Source organism: Clostridium chromiireducens, from assembly GCF_002029255.1.
Classification (GTDB): domain Bacteria; phylum Bacillota; class Clostridia; order Clostridiales; family Clostridiaceae; genus Clostridium; species Clostridium chromiireducens.
Window position 1 is genome coordinate 75,578 of the sequence record NZ_MZGT01000008.1, and the last position, 21,457, is coordinate 97,034.

Below are 21,457 nucleotides of genomic sequence, written 5' to 3' on the forward strand. Positions count from 1 at the left end.
CAGTTAGTGACTTCTGAAATTTGTTTCTCCTTTTGACAATTTCATCTACCGCAAAAAAATTCACTTTAAAAGAAATACTATACAAGTATTTTTTCAAAAGCTACTCTTTCACTTTTATTCTCTAATAAGATTACTCCACAATACTCAAAACCATTTTTCTTCAATAAATTCTGCATAGATATATTTTCTTTATGAGTATCTATCTTAATGCTATACATATCTTTCTCTAAGCAAATTTCCTTTACATTATTTAAAATGACAGACGATAAGCCTTGTCCCTTGTACGCATTATCAACTGCTACTCTATGAACTACAGCAAATTCATTATTGCTCAACCATTTTCCATTGTAAATAGTATTATAAGTTATTTCTCCATCGAAAGAAACTGCTGCTGTTGCGATAATCTTATTATCCTTAACCAAGACATAACTATGTCCATTATCTATATCATTTAAAATAACTTCTGGATTAGGATATCCATTTTGCCATTGGTCTATCCCCTGTTCTTTGAAATAATTCTGAGCTTGTTCAATAATTTCCATTATTCTATCAACATCTTTCTTAACAGATTGTCTAAATTTCACTTTTACTTCTCCTTTGTAATTTTCAAATTATATAAGTTTATCATATCACATTTTATAAATATTCTATAAACATAATCTCCCTCAGAGATTGATTTATAGTAGACATCTAAAATAATTTAGTTTCATCATATATTTCTTTAGGCTTAATTTCCTCTGATAACTTCTGCTCTGATTTAATAGCAAATATATAACACCAAAATTCCACACGCTTTATAAATTCATAAACAAGAAAGCAGGCTGTAAATGTAATTACAACGATCAATATGAATTTAATTTCTGGGATTATATTAAGCTTTATGATACAAAAACCAACCATTGTATTTATAAGCATATGAATTATATACACAGGAAATGAAGCTTTCGATAAGTAATCCAATACCCTTGTATTTTTGTTGATAAATCTATTTGCCAATCCAAGAAGTGCAAATACAGATACAATTGTTGTTGAAGAATTAAAAATCCCATAAATACACCAAATTGGAGACCACGTCTCAAATGTATGTGGTATATTAAACTTTAAATATACGAAAATAATACTTAGAATTAAATATATCCATTTATCTCTAATAATAGATTTTTGATACCTATCATCAGCTGCTAGCAAAAAACCAATGAAAAATATAGCAAAATAAACTAAAGGATTCTTATCACCCAAAATATTAATTGCTGAAAAAATTGTAACAGGTATAGCTGCTAATATAAGCATTAATGGTTTTTCTAAAAAATCTCCAAGTCTAAATAACAAATTATTAAAGTCACCTTTACTTATTTTCATAAAAAAAGGCAACCCCACTAAAGAAAATATTAAAAGATAAATTACAAACCATAAGTGAGCTGGCGTGAAAGCACCAGTCAATCCTACAAAATCCCCTGGATTCTTAGTGAAAAACCTCAACAAATGATTTAAAAATGATACATTTTCATTCTTTGATATTAAATATATATATGTCATTACTGGATTTAATATTATACAACCAAACAAAGAAGGAATTAGTAACTTTCTTACTCTTTCATTTATATACTTAGTTTTTGTACGACACTGCAATGAGAAATAAACAGACATACCTGCAATTACAAAAAGAAGAGGCATATGAAATGAATGAAGAATTCTATCCAATATATTAAAAAGTTTTACATCAATAGTATCCTTTACATATACGATGGCACCAGGATCCATATTAAACATTAGTAATGAATGAAAAGGAATTACTACTAAAACGCCTATTGTTCTGAGCCAATCAAGATCATATCTTCGAGTTATCTGCTTCATTTTAATCCTCACTTATAATTTTTTAAACTATTATTGTTTTGCCCTCATTACTAAAATATATTCATATTATAACATAATTTGTAAATTACACAAAATTTTCAAAAACCTCCATATCTTTTTTTAGATAAAAAAACACCGTAATACGGTAGTTTCTTAGTGTATTACGGTGTCTTCGTTTGATTAGAAAAACAATTTTATTAACTGCTTAATGTATAGCTTTCTTTCTATACTTCTTTCCAGTGCCCTCGACACTTGTAATTGTAATTAGGGCATCCTCATCAAAACCATTTACAATATTTTTTAACTTTGCTATTTCAAGTCTTGATAATACTACATATATTACATTTGTTTCATTTCCACTGTATGCTCCCTTTCCTTCTAAAAAAGTAAGCCCCCTTCCGAGTCTATCTATTATTGCCTCGGAAATATCCTTATTTTTATCTGAAACAATTATTACAGCTTTCGATTCATCAAGTCCTTGAACTGTAATATCTATCGCCTTAAAAGCAATAAAGTAAGCTAATAGAGAATACATTGCTCTGTCCCATCCAAAAATAAAACCCGAACTTCCCAATATAAATAGGTTAAAGAACATTACTATTTCACCTATTGAAAATGCACTTCTCTTATCAAGTATTATAGCAACAATTTCAGTTCCATCCAATGAACCACCATTTCTAATAATTAAACCTACTCCTACGCCTAGTATAATACCACCAAATATTGTTGCCAAAAGGATATCCTGTGTTATGCCTGAAATAGGATGAAGAAGAGTTACCCCTATTGAAAAGCATATTACTGAGAATATAGTTGAAAGGGCAAAAGTCTTTCCTATTTGTTTATACCCTATAATGACAAAAGGTAAGTTAAATATCAATATAAAAATTCCAAGCTGTACCTTAGTTAAGTAGCTTGCCATTATAGATATTCCCGTCATTCCTCCATCAATTATGTTATTAGGTATTAAAAATATTTCTAGCCCTATTGATGCTAGAGCTGCTCCAATCATCATAAAAAATACTTTATTAATATTTTCTAAAGCATGTTTGTACTTTTTTAACATTAATCATCCCCCCAATTTTATTTTTTATTTGATAATATATAATTTACTATATTTTATTATTTCATTTAATATTCAATTATGATCTCACCTAATCATTAATCTACTATACATATGAAAATATTTCAATTTTCATATAAAATTAAATTTTTTCTCAAATTTACACTTGAATGTTTTGGAATTATAGAGCGTTATTTTATACTCTTTCTAATTTATTATAACATATTTTTACACACTATACTGTACACTAACCCAAAAACACTTTTCCCTAATTCTAGATGATACTTGAGAGTTTTCCTTCTCAACTTTTTTTACTTTGACACCAACAATTGCACAAATCCTATACTGTTTAATACCTATGAATACTCAATTCTAATAATAAACTAGTCTATAAAATACTATATAAAATAACCCCATAGAAGATTTTACTTACTCATGAGGTTATTTTATACTTAATTATAATGCAAATCATTTTTCTTCATTCTTTTGTGCCTTTATACCCTCTAAAATCACTTTTAGTTTGTTAAGAAATCATTAATTAAAAATATTAATTATATTAAACCCTGATTCTCTTGAAAGATCTATAAGCTCATCATCAATTTTCACTATTGGACATAGTACATCATTAGGCGGTATATACACAATTTCGCCAATCCTTCCATCTTCAAATTCTACTTTCATGCCTATATAATATGCACTTATATTCTCTAGTAATGCAAAAATAACAGAGATATCATATTGATTTATTCCCTCAGTTATGAACATTAGAAAAGCTTTAAATGGAGTTACACCTTTTTTATATACTCTACTTGAAGTCATAGCATCAAAAGTATCAGCTACTGCGACAATCTTTGCACTTAACGCTATGTCCATTCCCTTTTTACCAAATGGGTATCCGCTTCCATCAATTCTTTCATGATGCATAAGAATTCCTTCTTTTATATTCTCATTAAAACCATGATGTTTATTGGCTATAGCATAACCCAAAATCGAATGTTTTTTTATTTCATCAAATTCTTCTTTAGTCAACCTACTAGGTTTGTTCAAAATTTCGTTACTTATTTTTATTTTTCCAATATCATGAAGAAGTGCAGCCTGAATAACATCTATAATTGATTCAAAGGATAAATTCATCCACTTTGCTATAAGCATCGAGTATATAGCTACATTTAAACAGTGCGTGTAAGTATATTCATCTGCCTCCTTTAATGAGTTTAAACACTCAATTAATGTATTAGGCTCATCTAAATAGTTAACTATAAAGTTGGATATTTGCAAAACATCATCGACATTAACTTTAGTTTCAGTTATTAATTCATTTAATACTCTTTTCATTAAATGAATATTTATCCCATATTCGTGTTTAAATTTTTTCAATATACTATGATTGTTTTTATCTAAATTATCTATGTCTTCTGCGACATAAACGCTAACCTTAAGCTCCCCCAAACCAATTAATTTGTCAATAATATATGAATTAAGTACTGTATTTCTTGAAGCAAGCTTTGCCCCATTATGTATTATATCCTCGGCTAAAATCATTCCTGACTTACAATTGAATACTAACATCATATGTTTCATTTATCTCATTCCCTCTATTTTTTATGTTGCACCTTGGTGTCAATTAAGTTATTAATAGCAGTAACATAATAATATAATTTTACATGTCATTTACCGCAAATTAATTTAAGGACGTAATTTTCCTTACTTTATCACCAAGTAATTTCTTTGTTAACAGAATATATAGACAATATTATCTTCTAATCATATCTTTTATTAACTTATAATGAATATATATCCGCAAATTCAATACTTATTTTTTCTACTTTACTTTCATATAAATGCCCATCAGAATTTTGTCTAACTTCAACTAATCTAACAGGTAATTCAATAATAAACTCGCTTCCTTTTCCATCCTCACTTAAAGCTTTAATATTTCCATCATGCATATCTACAATTGATTTTACAAGAGATAGCCCTATTCCGCTACCTTCTTTATTGCGTGCAAGGTTTTTTTCTACTTGCCCAAATCTTTCAAAAATCATATCTAGTTTATCTTTTGGCATTCCTATTCCACTATCCTTGATTGAAATAAGTACTTTATCCCCTTTATTAAACAGACTTACAAGTATTTGTCCACCCCTATTAGTAAATTTAATGGCATTAGACAATAAATTTAATATTATCCTTTCAATTTTATCTAAATCAATTGCCATTTCTTTTTCTTCTACATCAGTATCAAATAATAATTCAATTCCTTTATTCCTCGCATAATCCACCACTGATAAGGTTATATCTTCAACAACACTTACAACATTGTGATTATGTAAATCAACTTTAAAGTAACCAGAATCAAATTTTGATATATCTATAAGGTTATTTACAAGCCTTACAAGTCTATAACAATTTTGCTTTATTGTCTTTAGATATTTACTTGTTGCTAAATTCTCTATCTCATTACCATTTTCTTTTGAAGGTAATGATAATATCTGAACAGCTCCTAGTATTACATTTAAAGGTGTCTTCAACTCGTGGGATATATTAGAAAAAAATTCTGTCATCATTTTATTTAGTTCATTTGTCTTATTTATTTGCCTTTTATTTTCTAATATATGATTTTCAAGAAGTTGTATTTGCTTCCTTGGAGTAATATCCCTAAACATAACCATCGCTGAAGTTTTTCCTTCATACATACAAAAGCAATTTGTAACCTCAATATCGACCACTTTACCATCTAGTCTCAATAGTTTACTCTCTGTAAACGGAGTACTTCCCTTATTAAAAACTGCATTGTTAATTCGTTCAAACGCCGCATCTCTCATTTCATCAACTAATATATTTCCAACATCTAACCCAATAATGTCTTCCAAATTTCTTGTGCCTAGGAGTTCACTCATTCTTTGGTTTGCGAAAATCAATTTATTATCACTAATAACAAAAATAGCATTATCGGAGTTGTTAATTACCATATTAAAGCATTGTTGATTTGTGAATATTATTTCTTCAAATAATTTTGCCCTATTATCAGCAAAATTTAAATTTTCATTTATAATATTATAAGGCCTTCTCAATCCTGCCTCAACAACCCCTTTGTACATAAGATATGAAGCTATAACTGTCATTATATGTCCTATGATATTTGTCCACTCAAATGGAGTTATATAACTTATAAAAAACATTTCACATATTCCTGATAATATAAGAAAGCCTTCAATACAGATAAACAGATATCTACTAACATATTTTCTTAATGTGGAAAATATGGCCGCTATAGATAAAAAAGCTATACACAAAATATACTCGCTAATCACTTTAAAAGGTGTAAGTCCTACATTTTCAATGAAACATTCTGGGAAAACTTTGGCCGCTAATATTGATATTACCAAAAACATAGTAATAAAAAAATAAACAATAAATATAGTGTAAGGATTAACTTTTTTATCAGGTTTCCACATAAATATACTAGCTAATAGAAATGTACAAACGCCCATATATCTTGAAGAAATCCAAAATTGAGATGCCGTCTTCATACCGTCTATATAACTTAGGAACGGCATTCCTGGAAATGATAATAGATGAAAAATCCCTAATACTCCTACAAAAAAGTAACCCGTTCCCAGAACTAATAAGAAACTATTTTTATGAATTCTATAAGTATTAAAAGCAAATACAAATACGACTACAAAAATAAAGTTAATAAATATCTCAATTGCCGTATGAAAGAACAACTTATTATAATAATTAATCCAAAATAGAAATATCATAAAAATTGAAAAAAAGCTCCATTCTATTAATACCTCAAACTTAATTGAATTTAGAAGCTCTCTGAATTTCCTTATACTTTTCATACAATACCTCCTCATAATGTTTTTCAACAAATTATCTTTTGATTTTATCCCTTTCCCCACAATTCCTATTTTACTACTTATACATAAACATGTAAATGTATCCAATTGAAAGATAAATAGATTGATTTATAATACTAAAAAGGAGGTTACCTCTATTTTCAATATGCTCTAATTTATAGAGCCAGTAAATAGAAATGTAACCTCCTAATCAGATTTAATATTATTATAATTAGGCGCCAAACCTCAATCACCACAATTTTGTGGCGAGCATAACTAAATTAATCCGCTTTCGAATGGCCTGTACACAAATAAACTAGATGAGATGACCATTTTTCTAGCTTCTTTTATAGCTACTGAATTTTATAGCCTTTCCTTTCTCACTATAGCTAGTATCATTTACAGATTCAACAGTGAACTTTCCATCTTTATAAATAATCTTAGATATACTAGAATTAGCCATATCTCTTACGTTAAAACTCTTGTCTAAATGATCAATAATTAGTCTGATCATTCCTCCATGGACTACGACAAGTATGTTTCCCCCATCCTCATTTGAGTTTTCTTCGCATATATCCTTTATACTTCTCATAACTCTATTTAATGCAGTTTCATAATTTTCTGCCTCATTTGTTTCATCTAACTCAGCACATGAATTGCAATATTCTTTTTGAAAATCATATTTCTCTACCGCCTCTTTAATAGAACTTACATTAAGAAAATTCATAATGTCATTAAACATTATCACTTCCTTCTCTCCTTCATATTTCCCAAAACATACTTCTCTTAAACCTTCAAGTTCCACTAATTTCAAATTAGTACTTGCTGTATTTTCTTTTATTACTATTCTTGCAGTCTTAACAGCCCTACCTAAATCACTACTATATACGGCTTTAAACTTAACATCACTAAGCCCAAGTCCCACATTTACGGCTACTTCAAGCCCTTCTTTTGTTAGAACTCCATCGCACCACCCTTGTGTCCTTCCAGCCTTATTCAAAATAGTTTGTCCATGTCTCATTAAATATAAAGTAACTTCTCCTTTATTCTTGCTCATCTTTACCCTCCATAATTAAACCGAATCCACTCTGACGTTCCTCTTTAAACTTCTCTGAAATGAAATCTATAATTAGCTGCCTATGTTTTGGTTTTATATCATTAAACTTGTAAACGAGTCTATCATATTGTGGATTATTAAACGGCTCACTTCTTAATTTTTCACATAGCGCTACGATTTTTTCATCTTTCAAAGGCATTGATATAAGTCCATATTTAAAATCTATTTCATCTTTTGGAACTAAAATACATATTCCTCCTCCACTTATATTTACTGTATAAGTCTTTTTTAAAGTTGTAAAATAATGATCCTCTACATTATGTAAATCCTTATATTTTACACCAAGTGGAAATGGTGAATATTCTATATCCAAAACAACAGACAACCTTTCAAACTCTCTTCTTTCAATGAATACTATAGGTTTAGGCACACTTATTATTACAGATTGCTCAAAATCATTTTGACTACAGCCAAGTACAACTGAAGAACATCTTACAGCCTTATGCTCATAAACTATAATAAATTCAGCAGATTCATTTTTATTTAACCTTATAAACTCTTTTTGTTTTATGTTAATTGAAATTCCTAAATATTCACTAGATATCTTTCTAATTACACCATCAAACAAAGTTTTATTAGGTGTAATGAATTTAACTATACCATTTTCTTGTATACTATTTAAATTTATAAGTTCCATAAATATCACTTCTTCCTACCAGGCAAAACATATTCATATTCCAAATTAAGTAAAGAATATATTATATAATTTCTTAATTCCGCTTTTTACCTATTAAATTTGTTGTCATACTTTTAAATATCATAACACCTTTTAAGCATCATTTAAATAGATAGGAAACAATATTTAAATGATAAAAAACACCTTATATACTAAGATGTTTTTTATAAAGAAATTATATTTATACATAAACGTAATCGTTCATTACTGGTTGCAGACCTTTATCTTTAATTGCTTCATACACTTCCTCTACCGTTCTGCAATCAGCAATTTCAAATTGGTTATCGCCTCTATCCTCAGCTTCTTCTGCATGACTACCAATTCCAGTACTTACACCTGCTGAAATCTTAGTAGCTGCTAAACCAATAACATTATTACGGAATCTTTCACATTCTCTTGTTGAAATAGTAATATTTGCAAACGGCATAAACAAACGATACGCTGTGATTACTTGTAATAGTTGCGGTTCTCGAACGTCCCTTGGATTAATTTTGTCATTATTAATTATCGGTCTTAATCTTGGGCATGAAAATGCTATTTCTGCATGAGGATAATTCCTTTGAAGCAGGTAAGCATGTACACCTGTAGCAAAAGCATCTTTACGAAAATCATCTAGACCAAGCAAAGCTGCAAATCCAACCCCACGCATTCCACCCTTTAGTGCCCTTTCTTGAGCATTAACTCTGTATGGGAATATACGTTTATGGCCTTCTAAATGTAAAGTCTCATACTTATCTGAGTTATATGTTTCTTGAAATACTGTAACAAAGTCCGCACCACATTCACGAAGATATTCATATTCATCCGAATTCATTGGATATACTTCCAAGCCTACTAGCTTAAAATATTTGCGTGCTATTTTACAGGCCTCTCCTATATATTTTACGTCAGACATTTTTCTGCTCTCACCGGTCAGAAGAAGAACTTCTTCTAATCCTGTTTTAGCTATTGCCTGCATTTCCTTTTCTATTTCTTCATAATTTAGCTTTGCACGGCGTATCTTATTATGACAGTTAAATCCACAGTAGATACAGTAGTTCTCACAATAATTTGCTAGATATAAAGGTGTAAACATATAAACTGAATTACCAAAATGCTTTCTTGTCTCTTCTTTTGCTAATTGAGCCATTTCTTCTAAAAAAGGCATAGCTGCTGGAGATAATAAAGCTGCAAAGTCTTCGATAGTCCGATAGTCATTATTCAAAGCTCTTTGCACATCTGCTGCTGTATACTTCTCATAATCGTATGCTTCCATTCTGCTGACTACTTGATTCATTATATCTGACTCGATAACTTCCATCCCTGGCATATATTCCATGTGATTTGTACGTTGTTCTTTCATATCTGCACCTCCTAATCTTCTAAAAATCCTATTAATGGTGAAGATGCAGAGGCACCCTTATCTAGAACACGACCTAAGCCAGATAGATATGCCGCACGCCCTGCTTCAATAGCTTGTCTAAAAGCTCCTGCCATAGCCGGAATATCACCTGCAGTAGCTATAGCAGTATTAGCCATAACTGCCGCTACTCCCATTTCCATAGCCTCGCAGGCTTGAGATGGTCTTCCTATTCCTGCATCAACAATAATTGGAAGATCTATTTCATCTACTAATATTTTAATGAACTCTTTTGTAGCTAGTCCCTTATTAGATCCAATTGGTGATGCAAGAGGCATAATACAAGCTGCACCTGCGTTAACTAGGTCACGAGCTACATTTAAATCTGCATGCATATATGGCATTACTATAAAGCCTTCTTTTGCAAGGATTTCTGTTGCTTTAATAGTCTCATAATTATCTGGAAGTAGATATTTTGAGTCGCGAATGATTTCTACTTTTACGAAATCTCCACAGCTCATAGCTCTAGCAAGTCTTGCAATTCTTACTGCTTCCTCTGCATTTCTTGCTCCCGATGTATTTGGAAGTAAAGTTACTCCTTCTGGAATAAAGTCTAGAATATTCTCTCCTCCACTTGTATTTGCACGTCTTAAAGCTAATGTAATCATTTGTGCACCTGCATTTTCAACTGCTGCCTTAATTAACTCTAAATTATATTTTCCTGAACCCAAAATAAATCTTGACGAAAATTCGTGCCCCCCAATTACTAGTGTATCCTTTTTCATTATAATCTTCTCCTTTTGATGTAATTTATAAGTCCTATTTAATACATTTTTCTGATATTAAATCAATTTTCTAAGGTCAAGCTTTTATTTAATGATATCAGCCGCCTCCAACAAAGCTAATAACCTCTAGCGAATCCCCATCTTTAATATTGGTTTGATTAAACTGGGCTTTTGGTATTATGTCACCATTTAATTCAACCACAACTCTTTCAACTAGATACCCTTTATTAATAAGAAATTCCTCTAAAGATATTTCATTCACGGTTTCTAATTCTTGTCCATTTACCTTTATCATATTACTCACCTCTTTCTTATATTTGTATGCAAAAAAGGCCACACGAAATAATACACCCAAGGTGGTGTACCCCTTCGTGTGACCTTCACACTCTGTCAATAATTATATCACTATCCTAAATCTGTGTCAAATTAATACATAAACGTATTAATTTGCTTAACTTGCCTTATCTAATAATTCATATTAAATTATTAGATTAAATTAACAAATTTACATAACTTTCCATAAATTCATGTGATATAATTTTTATAAATCATTATATAAGGAGGTTCTTTATGGCATCAATAAATAAAACACCAACTAAAAAGTTATGGAACCCTAAATCATTTATTATATTCTCAATATTATTCTCATTTGTACCTGCTGGAATTATGAGTTCCTTAAACTATGGGCGATACGGTAATAATAAAATGAAATGGATAGTTCTGTTTTCAACTATTTTAGGATTTATAGGTATTATCACCTTAACATCCTTCTTCTCAATTGACTCTTCTGTTATCTTTATAGCTATTAATGCTGGATTAGGAATATATCTCAGTCTTGCTCAACGAAAATTGTATAAAGAACATATTGAAAACGGAGGAAAAAACGCTTCTTACCTTATGCCAATAGCTGTAGGAATTTTAATATTTTCAGTAACTGCCGCTTCAGTTTTATATACCATTTATATTCCTAAAAATGCACTTGACTATGGAAAAAATCATCTTTTTTATACAAGTAATATGCAGCAATCCCAAGCCAAGCAACTTGGGGATTACTTCAGGGATGAGCAATACTTCACAGATAACTCAGAAATTGATGTTAAAATAGATAAGCAAAAAGATTTATATATTTTATCTCTTGTTGTTGAAGGTGATTATGAAAACAATCAAAACTACATGGCACCCATGAAAGCAATATCACGGGAACTTTCACAAAATGTTTTTAAAAATAGTAAAGTTAGAATAGATTTGTGTGATGATAGATTCAAGGTTCTAAAATCTATAAACGCTGATTAAATTTTCAATTAATCTAAACTTTTCACGTATTAATATGTATGTTTATCTTAATAATAATTATGTAACTAAAATATTTTATAACTTTCTTTTGTCTTAACTTTTAAAATGGCAATTCTAAAAAAATTATAATGTAGGAGTGATTATATGGCTAAAGAAAAAATAACTGAAGGCCCAATTCCAGAAGTTTATGACATTGAAAAAATAATAGATATTCATTCATCAGAAGCAGATCCTTCTTTTGATTCTAAAAAGGTTCAAGAAGCTACTGGTAAATCTCCACATCCAGAAGATTCTCAAAATTAAATTTTATTTTGCCACAATTTTGACACAACAATATACTATAATAAATTTAAAGATTAATTTAAGTTTTTCATAAATATTTACCCCTTATAAATATAAAAAATAAAGAGCAACATGTGTATTTACTGCTATACATGCTGCTCTTTATTTTTATCATGAACTAACCTAAATAATAAATATTTATAATTGAAATATGAAGTACTTGTTATCTTATAAGTACTTCACACGCAAAACTATTTAATTAAATACTAAAGTCATTAATCTTCAGCCTGTTAGCTTTCAGGCAGTTTTCCCATTTGACTAATAACCATTTTATAATACTGTCCCTTTTTCTTCATGAGGATTTTATGATCTCCACTTTCTAATATTTTTCCATCACCGATAACCATAATGCGGTCCGCGTCTCTAATTGTTGATAAACGATGAGCTATTAAAAAGCTTGTGCGATTCTTCATTAATCTAACTAATGCATGCTGAATATCTTTCTCAGTTTTTGTATCAACACTGCTAGTTGCCTCATCTAAAATTAGTATAGGACTGTCACACAAAACTGCTCTAGCTATCGATATAAGCTGGCGTTGTCCTTGACTTAAATTATCTGTGGCTCCTGAAACCATTGTATTATAGCCTTTTGGTAATTTATCAATAAAACTATGAGCTCGAGCTATTTTGGCTGCTCTTATTACTTGTTCATCAGTTGCATCTTTCTGTGAATAACGAATATTATCCATAATTGTACCTGTGAAAAGGCAGGTATCTTGAAGAACTACTGAAAAACAGCTTCTAAGACTCTCTCTCCTTAAACTAGTGATTGGTTTACTATCTATTAAAATCTTGCCGCTGTCTGCATCATAAAAACGCGTAAGAAGATTTACAATAGTGGTCTTTCCTGCTCCAGTTTCTCCTACTAAGGCAACTGTTTCCCCCGCCTTAACATCAAAACTTACATTTTTTAATATAGGTGTAGATTTATCATAAGAAAAACATACGCTTTCAAAAGTTACGTCACCCTTGGGAGACTCTATGACAATCGCATTTTCTATATCTGCTGTTTCCTCTTCACTATCTAAAATTTCAAAAACACGTTCTGCTCCTGCCAATGCCGATTGAATTGTATTAAACATACCTGCAACTGAATTAAGAGGCTGCGAGAATTGCTTTGAATAGCTCAAAAAACTAACTACAGTACCAATTGACAATCCATATGATACCGACAATATGCCTCCAACCATAGCGACAATTGCAAAAATAAAATTGTTAATCACATTCATAAGAGGCATCATATACCCAGACCAAATTTGTGCTTTACTGCTATTTTCATATAACTTCATATTAATTTCTTTAAACTGCTTTAATATATCTTGTTGTTTATCAAAAGCTTTTACCATTTTTAATCCCAGTATATTTTCCTCTATTAGCCCATTAAGTGATCCTAGGCTTCTCTGCTGTGCTGAAAAATAAGCACGGCTATGAGTAGCAATCATACGTGTTAATATCATTACTAAAGGTATACACAATAAAACTGTTACAGTAAGCGGAATATTTAGTGTTACCATAACAATAAACGAACCTGATAATGTTAAAATACTTGATATTAGTTGAGTAGTTGTTTGAGCGATAGTAGAACTAATATTATCTACATCATTTGTTATTCTACTCATTGTGTCACCATGAGAGCGCACATCATAAAATTTTAATGGGAGCTTCTGCATTTTTTCAAAAAATTCAGTACGTATCACAAGTACCAGCTTTTGTGATACCTTAAGCATAATAACACCATTAATACATGAAATAATCCAATTTACCGCATACAAAGCTAAAATAATAATTAATAATGTTGTAAGAGTATTTGTATTCACTATTCTAGTAGAAATTTTGAATGTATTAATTGTCTTACCAACAAAATATGGAATTGCAACAGAAATTAGAGATGAAAAAACTGTTAGTATCATTGCAGCAAAAATAGTTCTGGCAAAACGTAAATATATTTTCACTATACGCATCAGTGTTCCTTTGGCGTTTTTAGCCTTCTGTGTAGGAGCAAAACGATTTCCTCCTCCACCTACATGTCTCCCACCTATTGAAGGAATCTTTACTTGAGTATTAGAAAATTGTTGTGCCATTTATTACACCTCCTTACTGCTCTCTATCTGAGTCCTATAGATATCTTGATATATTTCACAACTTTCTATAAGTTCATCATGAGTTCCATACCCAGCCTTAGTACCATTATCCATTACTAAAATTTTATCGGCAAACATAGCAGTCCCACAGCGTTGAGTAATAGTAATTATAGTCTTATTTTCGAATTTAGAAATTAAATTCGCTCTAACCTTTGCCTCAGTAACTGCATCCAATGCACTAGTCGCATCATCTAATATAAGTACCGATGAGTCTTTAAGTATTCCACGTGCTATTGAAATACGTTGCTTTTGGCCTCCTGAAATATTCACCCCGGCACTTCCCAAAAGACTTTCATATCCTTCTTGCATCTTATAAATAAAATCTGCTTGCGCTCCATCTGCAGCCTGATGAACTATCTCGTTTGTAGCTTTACTATTTCCCCATCTAATATTCTCTGCAATAGAACCTGAAAAAAGCATTGGCTTTTGTGGTACAATAGCAATATTATCTCTTACACACTCAACATTTATATCTCTAACATCATAACCATCAATCAATATTCTTCCTCTATTTACATCATAAAATCGCAAAAGCAACCAAGCTATTGTAGATTTGCCACTGCCTGTGGGTCCAATTATTGCTAAGCTTTGTCCTCTTTTTACAGAAAACGATAAATCCTTTATAGCAGGTATTCCACTTCCACTAGGATACGCAAATGTTACATTATCAAACTCAATATCCCCATTTAATTCTTTCTTTTCACCACTGTCAGTAAAATCTTCATCACAATCAAACACTTCTTTAATACGTGCAGTGGATGCCTTTGTCCTTACGAACACATTAAATACATTTGTTATCATGATTAATGATGTTAGTATTTGTGCCATGTAAATTGTAAATGCCGTAATATCACCCGGATTTGCAAGGTTAGAAGAGAATAGCTTGCTCCCAGCAAAAATTGCAGCTACTGTTCCAACTCCAACAGCAAGTGTCATAAGTGGAGATATTAAAGTGACAATAATTTGAGATGCCACCCCTTTTTCCATTAAATTTATATTGGAACTTTCAAACTTATCTGTTTCTTTATCATATGTTCCAAACGCCTTAACTAAGCGAACCCCTATTAGATACTCTTGTATAACCGAATTCATCTTATCCATAGCATTTTGTAATTCATAGAAACGAGGATAACTTAATCTCATACTAACCATAATAAGGATAGCAACTATTGCAACAACACTGTAAATAATAAGACTTAGCCTAAAATTAAGAATAGTTGCTAAAATGATGCTCCCAACACATGTGATTGGTGCCTTCATAAAGATACGCATAATTCCATTAACAAACAATACAACTTGAGCTGTATCATTAGTCATACGCGTAATAAGAGAACCACTTTCAATTTTATCAGCACTTACTTCAGAGAAATACATAATTTTCCCAAATAAATCATAACGCAAATCTGCGCCCATATGTTGAGATACCGTACTAGCTAAAATATTTCGCGTTATAGCAAAACAAGCTCCGATGGCAGTAACTATAAGCATAAGAATACCCCAATAGTATACTTTTGAAAGTGACCCCTGTTCAATTCCTGTATTAATTATATTTGACATAAGCGTTGGCCCCAGCAAATCACAAAATGCCTCCAGTATAACACAAGTAACAGCTACTCCAAAAGGAAATTTATATTTTTTTAAATACTTACTGTATAAGTTCATATTGCTTATCAACTTCTCTCGTTAATTATATAATTTATTCTATTTCTAGCGCTTTTATAGCATGAAGTATGTGAATTTTCATTGCATTTCTTGCCCCTTCAGCATTTCTTGACTCCATAAACTCCATTATCATTTTGTGATCATTTACTGTATCCTTAACTGCTAATTCTTTTTCTTTTGATAAAACAACTCCCTTATCAATTGCTTGATAAATAACTGGCATCAATTTATTCATAAATTCGTTATGTGTTGCTTTAGCTATTGATTTGTGAAATGATTGCTCTACTTCTGTTCTATCCTCACCATTTTTGATTTTCTCTTCCACTTGCTTTCCTAAGCTTATTATACGCTTTAATTCCATATCACTTGCTCTTTTTGCAGCCAAATAGGCTGCTTCTGGTTCAAAAATAAGTCTCATTTCATATAAATCTTTTGCATTTGTTCTCGCTGATGTTAACAACTGAAATTCTTTACTATCAACACCATCTTTTTCTTTAACAAATGTGCCGCGTCCTCTTTGAATTTCTAATACACCGTTTGTTACAAGAACTCGAATAGCTTCTCTTAGCGTTGTTCTACTAACGTTTAATTCCTTAGACAAATCATTCTCATTTGGAAGCTTATCTCCATGCACAAATCTTTTTTCTATCGTTATCATAGTCAAAATATCATCTGCCACGCTATCTGACAATCGTTTCTCTTTTGACATTCCAATCATCCTCCACATTTTTTTATTATAATAACACATAACTTGTTTAATTTAAATAGGTTGTATGATGTCTTATTAATAGAACCCTTTAAGCTTATTTTCAAAGTCCTATGTAATAAACATGTATACAAATAAGTTAGATTCTCATCGCATAGCTCTATATCTTATTTTTTTACTTGCTTCTAAAATCTTCCTATCTTTACCTATGAAATAATTCACTGGCTTTTATTTCAGGATGATGATATCTTCCTCTTTTTAAAGTACTTTTCTTGTATTGTATTGATTCTTTGGGACACCATTGCATGCATGCAAGACAAAGTTCACACTTATGCTTCCACTCTGGTTTTCCATCTACTATCGTAATATTATTTGCCGGACAAACTTTTAGGCATGTACCACATCCATTACAGGCTTCTGTTGTCCAAAAATTATTATCTTTTTCATTTGGCTTAAAAGTATTATATATCAATCCAATGACAGCTTTTTTTATTCCTCCGGCTCTATTAGTTGTATCAACTCGGCTTCCTTTTATACTTTCTGCTATTTTTACAACTTCTCTATTTAATATTTCAAATCGTTTCATTTGTTTTTCTTCTGACCATGGTGAATACATTACTTGATAGTTTCCTGGCATTTTAACTTTAAAGCCTGCAGAAAGAGATGCACCTTTCTTATTTAATATATCATCAATTTGGTTAAAAGATATTCCTGCGGTGCCCCCAAAAGTTGCTATTGCAAAAAAATATGCATCTTTGTTAACCTGTAGACTTTCTATAAACTTCTTTACCATTGCTGGTAGACCATTAAAATATATAGGATATACAAAACCTACCTTATCTGATGATGTGTCATTAGTTATAGATAAATTTTTCTCAGAAATTTGTATAATCTTTGAATCTTCCAATTGATTGCTTAAATCTTTTGCAATCTTTAATGAATTTCCTGTTCCACTGAAAAAATAAATTGTTGTACTCATAATAACCTCCAAATTTTATTATTAATAATATTCTCATTTAAATTATTATGTTTAAATATTACCTTTTATCCTCTTTCATTCTTTGAATTAGTGGCTCGGCCATACCTTTTTACCCCACTCGTTTATAATAACCAAGGCCGGTAACAAATCCTGGCAAGCATCCGTTAAGGAGTATTCTACATGAGGTGGAATTTTATTATACTCTATTCTTTTTACAAGACCATGTTCTTCTAACGACTGCAAAGAACGAGTTAGCATAATATTAGTTATTCCAGGTATACTTCTCTTAAGTTCGTTATATCTAATACTTTTCGCAGCTGATATTTTCCATATGATAGGCAGTTTCCACTTACCGCCAATCACCTCCAACGCGCGAGTAACCGGGCACATTTCAGAACAAACATGCTGTGTTTTTTTCAATGGTTCTTTCATAAGCATTTCCTCCAAGACTAAGGCACAAAAATGTGCGTACTTGTTATAATGTTTCTTGATAAAATATAATAATACCATACCAAAGAAATGGTAAAATGTAAATAAATCAGCTAAGTGGGAGTGTGGAATTTTTGAAAAGATTATTTTCGGAATTTAGTATTAAAGATGTAAAAATAAAAAACCGTATTTGTGTACCTCCAATGGTAATTGGATTTGGTCAAGATGGACATGTCTCACCAGAGAATGTTGACCGTTATAAAGAATTAGCTCAAGGTGGAGCTGGTCTTATAATTCAGGAAGCTACGTGTGTTAATTCTGATGGACTTTTATCAGTAAAGCAGCTTGGAATATGGAAAGATGATCAAATTGAAGGACTAAAAAATATAGTTGATACAGTTCATGCAGAAAATTGCAAAATATTTATTCAAATTCACCATGCAGGTGTTACTGGCATATCAGAAAATCCAATATGTCCAAGTCCTTATGAATATAATAATTTTGGTAGAAGTGCTGTAGGACGCGAAATGACTTATGAGGATATAAAATCTGTTCAAAATGATTATATTGAAGCTGCAAGAAGAGCTTATGAAGCTGGATATGATGGCATAGAACTCCATGGATGCCATGGTTACTTAATAAGCCAGTTTCTAAATAAAAGAGTAAATAAAAGAACTGATGAATATGGAGCAACCCCTGAAAAGTTTGTTATAGAGATACTAGATGGAATCAGAAAAGTAACTCCAGCGGAATTCGTAGTTGGAATTCGTTTAGGAGGATTTGAACCAACAATAGAAGACGGAATACATTATGCTAAAGTATTAGATAAAAACGGAATAGATTTCCTTGATGTATCTTACGGATTTTTTAGTGAACAAGAAATTCATGTAAGTGAAGGTTACAAATATTCTAATGCTGTATATGCTGCAGAAAAAATCAAGAAAGAAGTATCTATTCCAGTATTTGCAGTTAATGGAATCAATTCGTCTGAAATTGCAGAAGAAATACTAAATGAAACAAATGTTGATATTGTTGATATTGGTAAGGGAATTCTTATAAATCCTGACTGGGCGAATTACGCAAAGGAAGGTAAAGACACAGGAAAATGCCTAAATTGCACAAAATGCATGTGGTTTGGCCAATCTAAGGTTTGCCCCGGAAAAGTTATATTTGATAAAAATAATAAATAGATATTCTAAAAATGCTTAGTAATTTGTCTTACTAAGCATTTATTTGAATCTCATAAAATATTTTAGATATACGATTCATATGAATTGTATCTTTCTTGTCGCATATATTTAGTTATTATTTTAATGATGAAATTACTTCTTCACTCGTCCTCATTTTTCCTATTTTAGGAAAGATATATTTACAAACATAATCATGTTCTTCTTTTGTTCCAGCTGTCATTGCTTCTTCTACAAAGATTTGATTATATCCATGTTGGTAAGCTTCCCTTGCTGTTGTATCTACACCTATACTAGTAGAAATTCCGCATAGTACAATAGTATCAATACCACGACGTCTTAATTGTAAATCCAGCTCAGTACCATGAAACGCCCCCCACTGTCTTTTAGTTATAGTAATTGCATTTTTATCTTCTATTTCAGGTACAAATCTATCCCATCCTTCTGAGAATTTTACTGAATTACTCGCTGAATCTGTTTCTGGTTTAATCATATCCTTTCCATCTATGGATGAAACTCTCACAAGTACTACAAGAGCTCCTTTATTACTAAATGCCTTAATTAAATTACTTGCTTTCTCTACAACCTCTGCACCAGAATGAGGTAAACGAGGACTGTTAACAATACCATTTTGTAAATCTATAACTACTAGTGCAGTCCTCTTCGAATTAATAAGTTCATTCCCTACTAATTTTAAATCTTTCATTTTTTTATCTCCTTTTCATATTAATCTATTTTGTTAATATTGCTTTATATTTACTTTCTTATATACTTTTAAATATACTAACACTGCATTAATCAATAGCAATATACTTGTCACAAAAAACACATATTTCACTCCTAAATGACCTGCGACCTGTCCACCAAGAACTGAACCAGCAAAAACACCTAAATACGCGGCTGACATGCTAAAACCAAATACTCTACCAGTGATAGAAGTAGGTGTAATTTTCTTAACTAATATATTAACAGAAGGATTAAGTCCGCCTGCTGTAAGTCCCAATAAAAATCTGAGTCCCATCAACTGCCAAGTATTTTTCACAAAAGCTTGTGGTATAAAAATAATTCCGGCTATTATAAGGCATACTAGCATAACTTTATGTGCCCCAATTTTATCAGATAGCCGTCCAAGCCTTGGAGCTGCAAGTATATTAGCAAAGCCTGAAGCCGAGAAGGTTATTCCTGCCATTAATGCAACGTGACTCATCTCACTGGATAATTGAGAAACATAAATTGTAACTATTGGTTCGACTGAATACATTGCCACAGATAATATAAAGAAAGTTATAAATAAAGTAACAGTTAAACCTTTTTCAGGAACAATTCCCCATACTTCCTTAACACTTAAAACTTTACTATCTTGACGATTAAAAGATTCTTTTACAAACAATGCAGTAGTAATAAATGCAATTAACATCATTCCACCTGTTATGAAAAACACATTCTGCAAACCAAAGGTTTCTCCTACAAACCCGCCTATTGTTGGTCCTAGTAAAGACCCTGTAATATTAGCTGTTGAGAGAGTACCTAAAGCATATCCTGCATTTTCCTTATCTGTCTGAGTTGCAATCAATGTGGTGCAGGCTGTACCATAACCTGTAATGACTCCCTGTAATAATCTTAGACCTATAAGAACATACACATTTGATGCAAAGCCCATACAACTTATAATTACAGCCATACCAAGACTTGCCCGTAGCAGCATCGGCTTTCTTCCAAATTTATCAGCAGCATGTCCCCAAATTGGTGAAAAAATTGCAGAAATTATAAATGTAACACCAAAAGCAATTCCTGAAAGTTGTGCAATAAAAGCTGTATCTTTAATTCCTAGATGTTGTATATATAAAGGTAAAACTGGAGCAATTTGACTCATTCCTATACCCGTTACAAACATTCCAAACCAGCAAACTATTAAATTTCTTTTCCACAATTTCATGAACAATCTCCTTTCTTTTGTTATGAAATATAAATTTACAAACTATAGAAAATAACATACTATTGAATTTATTTTTATAACAACTCTATTAAAACTAAACACCAGT

At 31.0% G+C, this 21,457-nt stretch carries 20 protein-coding genes; 3 read left to right on the forward strand and 17 right to left on the reverse strand.

Translation table 11 applies throughout. The features are described 5' to 3' along the window. Positions 1-77 precede the first annotated feature (77 nt). From CLCHR_RS04055 to thiS, 10 genes are all read right to left on the reverse strand, one after another. Entirely contained in the window at positions 78-584 is a 507-nt protein-coding gene (locus CLCHR_RS04055) for a GNAT family N-acetyltransferase (RefSeq protein ID WP_079438408.1), read from the reverse strand. A 106-nt stretch (positions 585-690) separates the two neighbouring features. Continuing rightward, positions 691-1,854, reverse strand: coding sequence for an acyltransferase family protein (locus tag CLCHR_RS04060; protein WP_079438409.1), 1,164 nt, complete (start codon positions 1,852-1,854; stop codon positions 691-693). 205 nt (positions 1,855-2,059) lie between these two features. Further along, the gene (locus tag CLCHR_RS04065) at positions 2,060-2,917 is read right to left on the reverse strand and encodes a YitT family protein (protein ID WP_079438410.1); all 858 of its coding nucleotides are present in this window, start codon (positions 2,915-2,917) and stop codon (positions 2,060-2,062) included. A 531-nt stretch (positions 2,918-3,448) separates the two neighbouring features. Next, complete coding sequence (locus CLCHR_RS04070; RefSeq protein ID WP_079438411.1) at positions 3,449-4,495, reverse strand: HD-GYP domain-containing protein; 1,047 nt, start codon at positions 4,493-4,495, stop codon at positions 3,449-3,451. A 200-nt stretch (positions 4,496-4,695) separates the two neighbouring features. Then, positions 4,696-6,762 (reverse strand): sensor histidine kinase, encoded by a 2,067-nt coding sequence (locus CLCHR_RS04075; RefSeq protein ID WP_079438412.1) that lies wholly within the window; start codon positions 6,760-6,762, stop codon positions 4,696-4,698. A gap of 334 nt (positions 6,763-7,096) precedes the next feature. Then, positions 7,097-7,816, reverse strand: a complete 720-nt coding sequence (locus CLCHR_RS04080) for a histidine phosphatase family protein (protein WP_079438413.1) — start codon at positions 7,814-7,816, stop codon at positions 7,097-7,099. Further along, the gene (locus tag CLCHR_RS04085) at positions 7,803-8,513 is read right to left on the reverse strand and encodes a PilZ domain-containing protein (RefSeq protein ID WP_079438414.1); all 711 of its coding nucleotides are present in this window, start codon (positions 8,511-8,513) and stop codon (positions 7,803-7,805) included. The genes CLCHR_RS04080 and CLCHR_RS04085 overlap by 14 nt, the downstream gene beginning before the upstream one ends. Positions 8,514-8,733: 220 nt before the next feature. Next, positions 8,734-9,894, reverse strand: a complete 1,161-nt coding sequence (gene thiH, locus CLCHR_RS04090) for a 2-iminoacetate synthase ThiH (protein WP_079438415.1) — start codon at positions 9,892-9,894, stop codon at positions 8,734-8,736. An 11-nt stretch (positions 9,895-9,905) separates the two neighbouring features. After that, the gene (locus CLCHR_RS04095) at positions 9,906-10,676 is read right to left on the reverse strand and encodes a thiazole synthase (RefSeq protein WP_079438416.1); all 771 of its coding nucleotides are present in this window, start codon (positions 10,674-10,676) and stop codon (positions 9,906-9,908) included. A gap of 97 nt (positions 10,677-10,773) precedes the next feature. After that, on the reverse strand, positions 10,774-10,971 hold the full coding sequence (gene thiS, locus CLCHR_RS04100) for a sulfur carrier protein ThiS (RefSeq protein ID WP_079438417.1): 198 nt from the start codon (positions 10,969-10,971) through the stop codon (positions 10,774-10,776). A 275-nt stretch (positions 10,972-11,246) separates the two neighbouring features. Here thiS and CLCHR_RS04105 point away from each other — a divergent pair, with 275 nt between their 5' ends. Both CLCHR_RS04105 and CLCHR_RS24680 read left to right on the forward strand, forming a co-directional pair. Further along, positions 11,247-11,969 (forward strand): DUF1761 domain-containing protein, encoded by a 723-nt coding sequence (locus CLCHR_RS04105; protein ID WP_079438418.1) that lies wholly within the window; start codon positions 11,247-11,249, stop codon positions 11,967-11,969. Between the two features lie 144 nt (positions 11,970-12,113). Next, a complete protein-coding gene (locus CLCHR_RS24680; protein WP_169896759.1) occupies positions 12,114-12,272 on the forward strand; it encodes a hypothetical protein in 159 nt (52 codons plus the stop codon). A gap of 269 nt (positions 12,273-12,541) precedes the next feature. On the opposite strand, the gene CLCHR_RS04110 is transcribed toward CLCHR_RS24680, so the two are convergent. The 5 genes from CLCHR_RS04110 to CLCHR_RS04130 form a co-directional block, all read right to left on the reverse strand. Further along, on the reverse strand, positions 12,542-14,392 hold the full coding sequence (locus CLCHR_RS04110; protein ID WP_079438419.1) for an ABC transporter ATP-binding protein: 1,851 nt from the start codon (positions 14,390-14,392) through the stop codon (positions 12,542-12,544). 3 nt (positions 14,393-14,395) lie between these two features. Further along, positions 14,396-16,114, reverse strand: a complete 1,719-nt coding sequence (locus tag CLCHR_RS04115; RefSeq protein ID WP_079438420.1) for an ABC transporter ATP-binding protein — start codon at positions 16,112-16,114, stop codon at positions 14,396-14,398. 34 nt (positions 16,115-16,148) lie between these two features. Further along, entirely contained in the window at positions 16,149-16,823 is a 675-nt protein-coding gene (locus CLCHR_RS04120) for a FadR/GntR family transcriptional regulator (protein ID WP_079438421.1), read from the reverse strand. Between the two features lie 199 nt (positions 16,824-17,022). After that, positions 17,023-17,799: an EFR1 family ferrodoxin gene (locus tag CLCHR_RS04125; RefSeq protein WP_079438422.1), complete on the reverse strand. Its 777-nt coding sequence runs from the start codon at positions 17,797-17,799 to the stop codon at positions 17,023-17,025. Positions 17,800-17,886: 87 nt separating this feature from the next. Next, on the reverse strand, positions 17,887-18,231 hold the full coding sequence (locus CLCHR_RS04130) for a winged helix-turn-helix transcriptional regulator (protein ID WP_079438423.1): 345 nt from the start codon (positions 18,229-18,231) through the stop codon (positions 17,887-17,889). A 122-nt stretch (positions 18,232-18,353) separates the two neighbouring features. Between CLCHR_RS04130 and CLCHR_RS04135 the strand changes: the two genes are divergently transcribed. Further along, positions 18,354-19,418, forward strand: coding sequence for an oxidoreductase (locus CLCHR_RS04135; RefSeq protein WP_341456878.1), 1,065 nt, complete (start codon positions 18,354-18,356; stop codon positions 19,416-19,418). A 115-nt stretch (positions 19,419-19,533) separates the two neighbouring features. On the opposite strand, the gene CLCHR_RS04140 is transcribed toward CLCHR_RS04135, so the two are convergent. Then, the gene (locus CLCHR_RS04140) at positions 19,534-20,121 is read right to left on the reverse strand and encodes an isochorismatase family protein (RefSeq protein WP_079438425.1); all 588 of its coding nucleotides are present in this window, start codon (positions 20,119-20,121) and stop codon (positions 19,534-19,536) included. A 33-nt stretch (positions 20,122-20,154) separates the two neighbouring features. Beyond that, positions 20,155-21,351, reverse strand: coding sequence for a multidrug efflux MFS transporter (locus CLCHR_RS04145; RefSeq protein ID WP_079438426.1), 1,197 nt, complete (start codon positions 21,349-21,351; stop codon positions 20,155-20,157). Positions 21,352-21,457 lie beyond the last annotated feature (106 nt).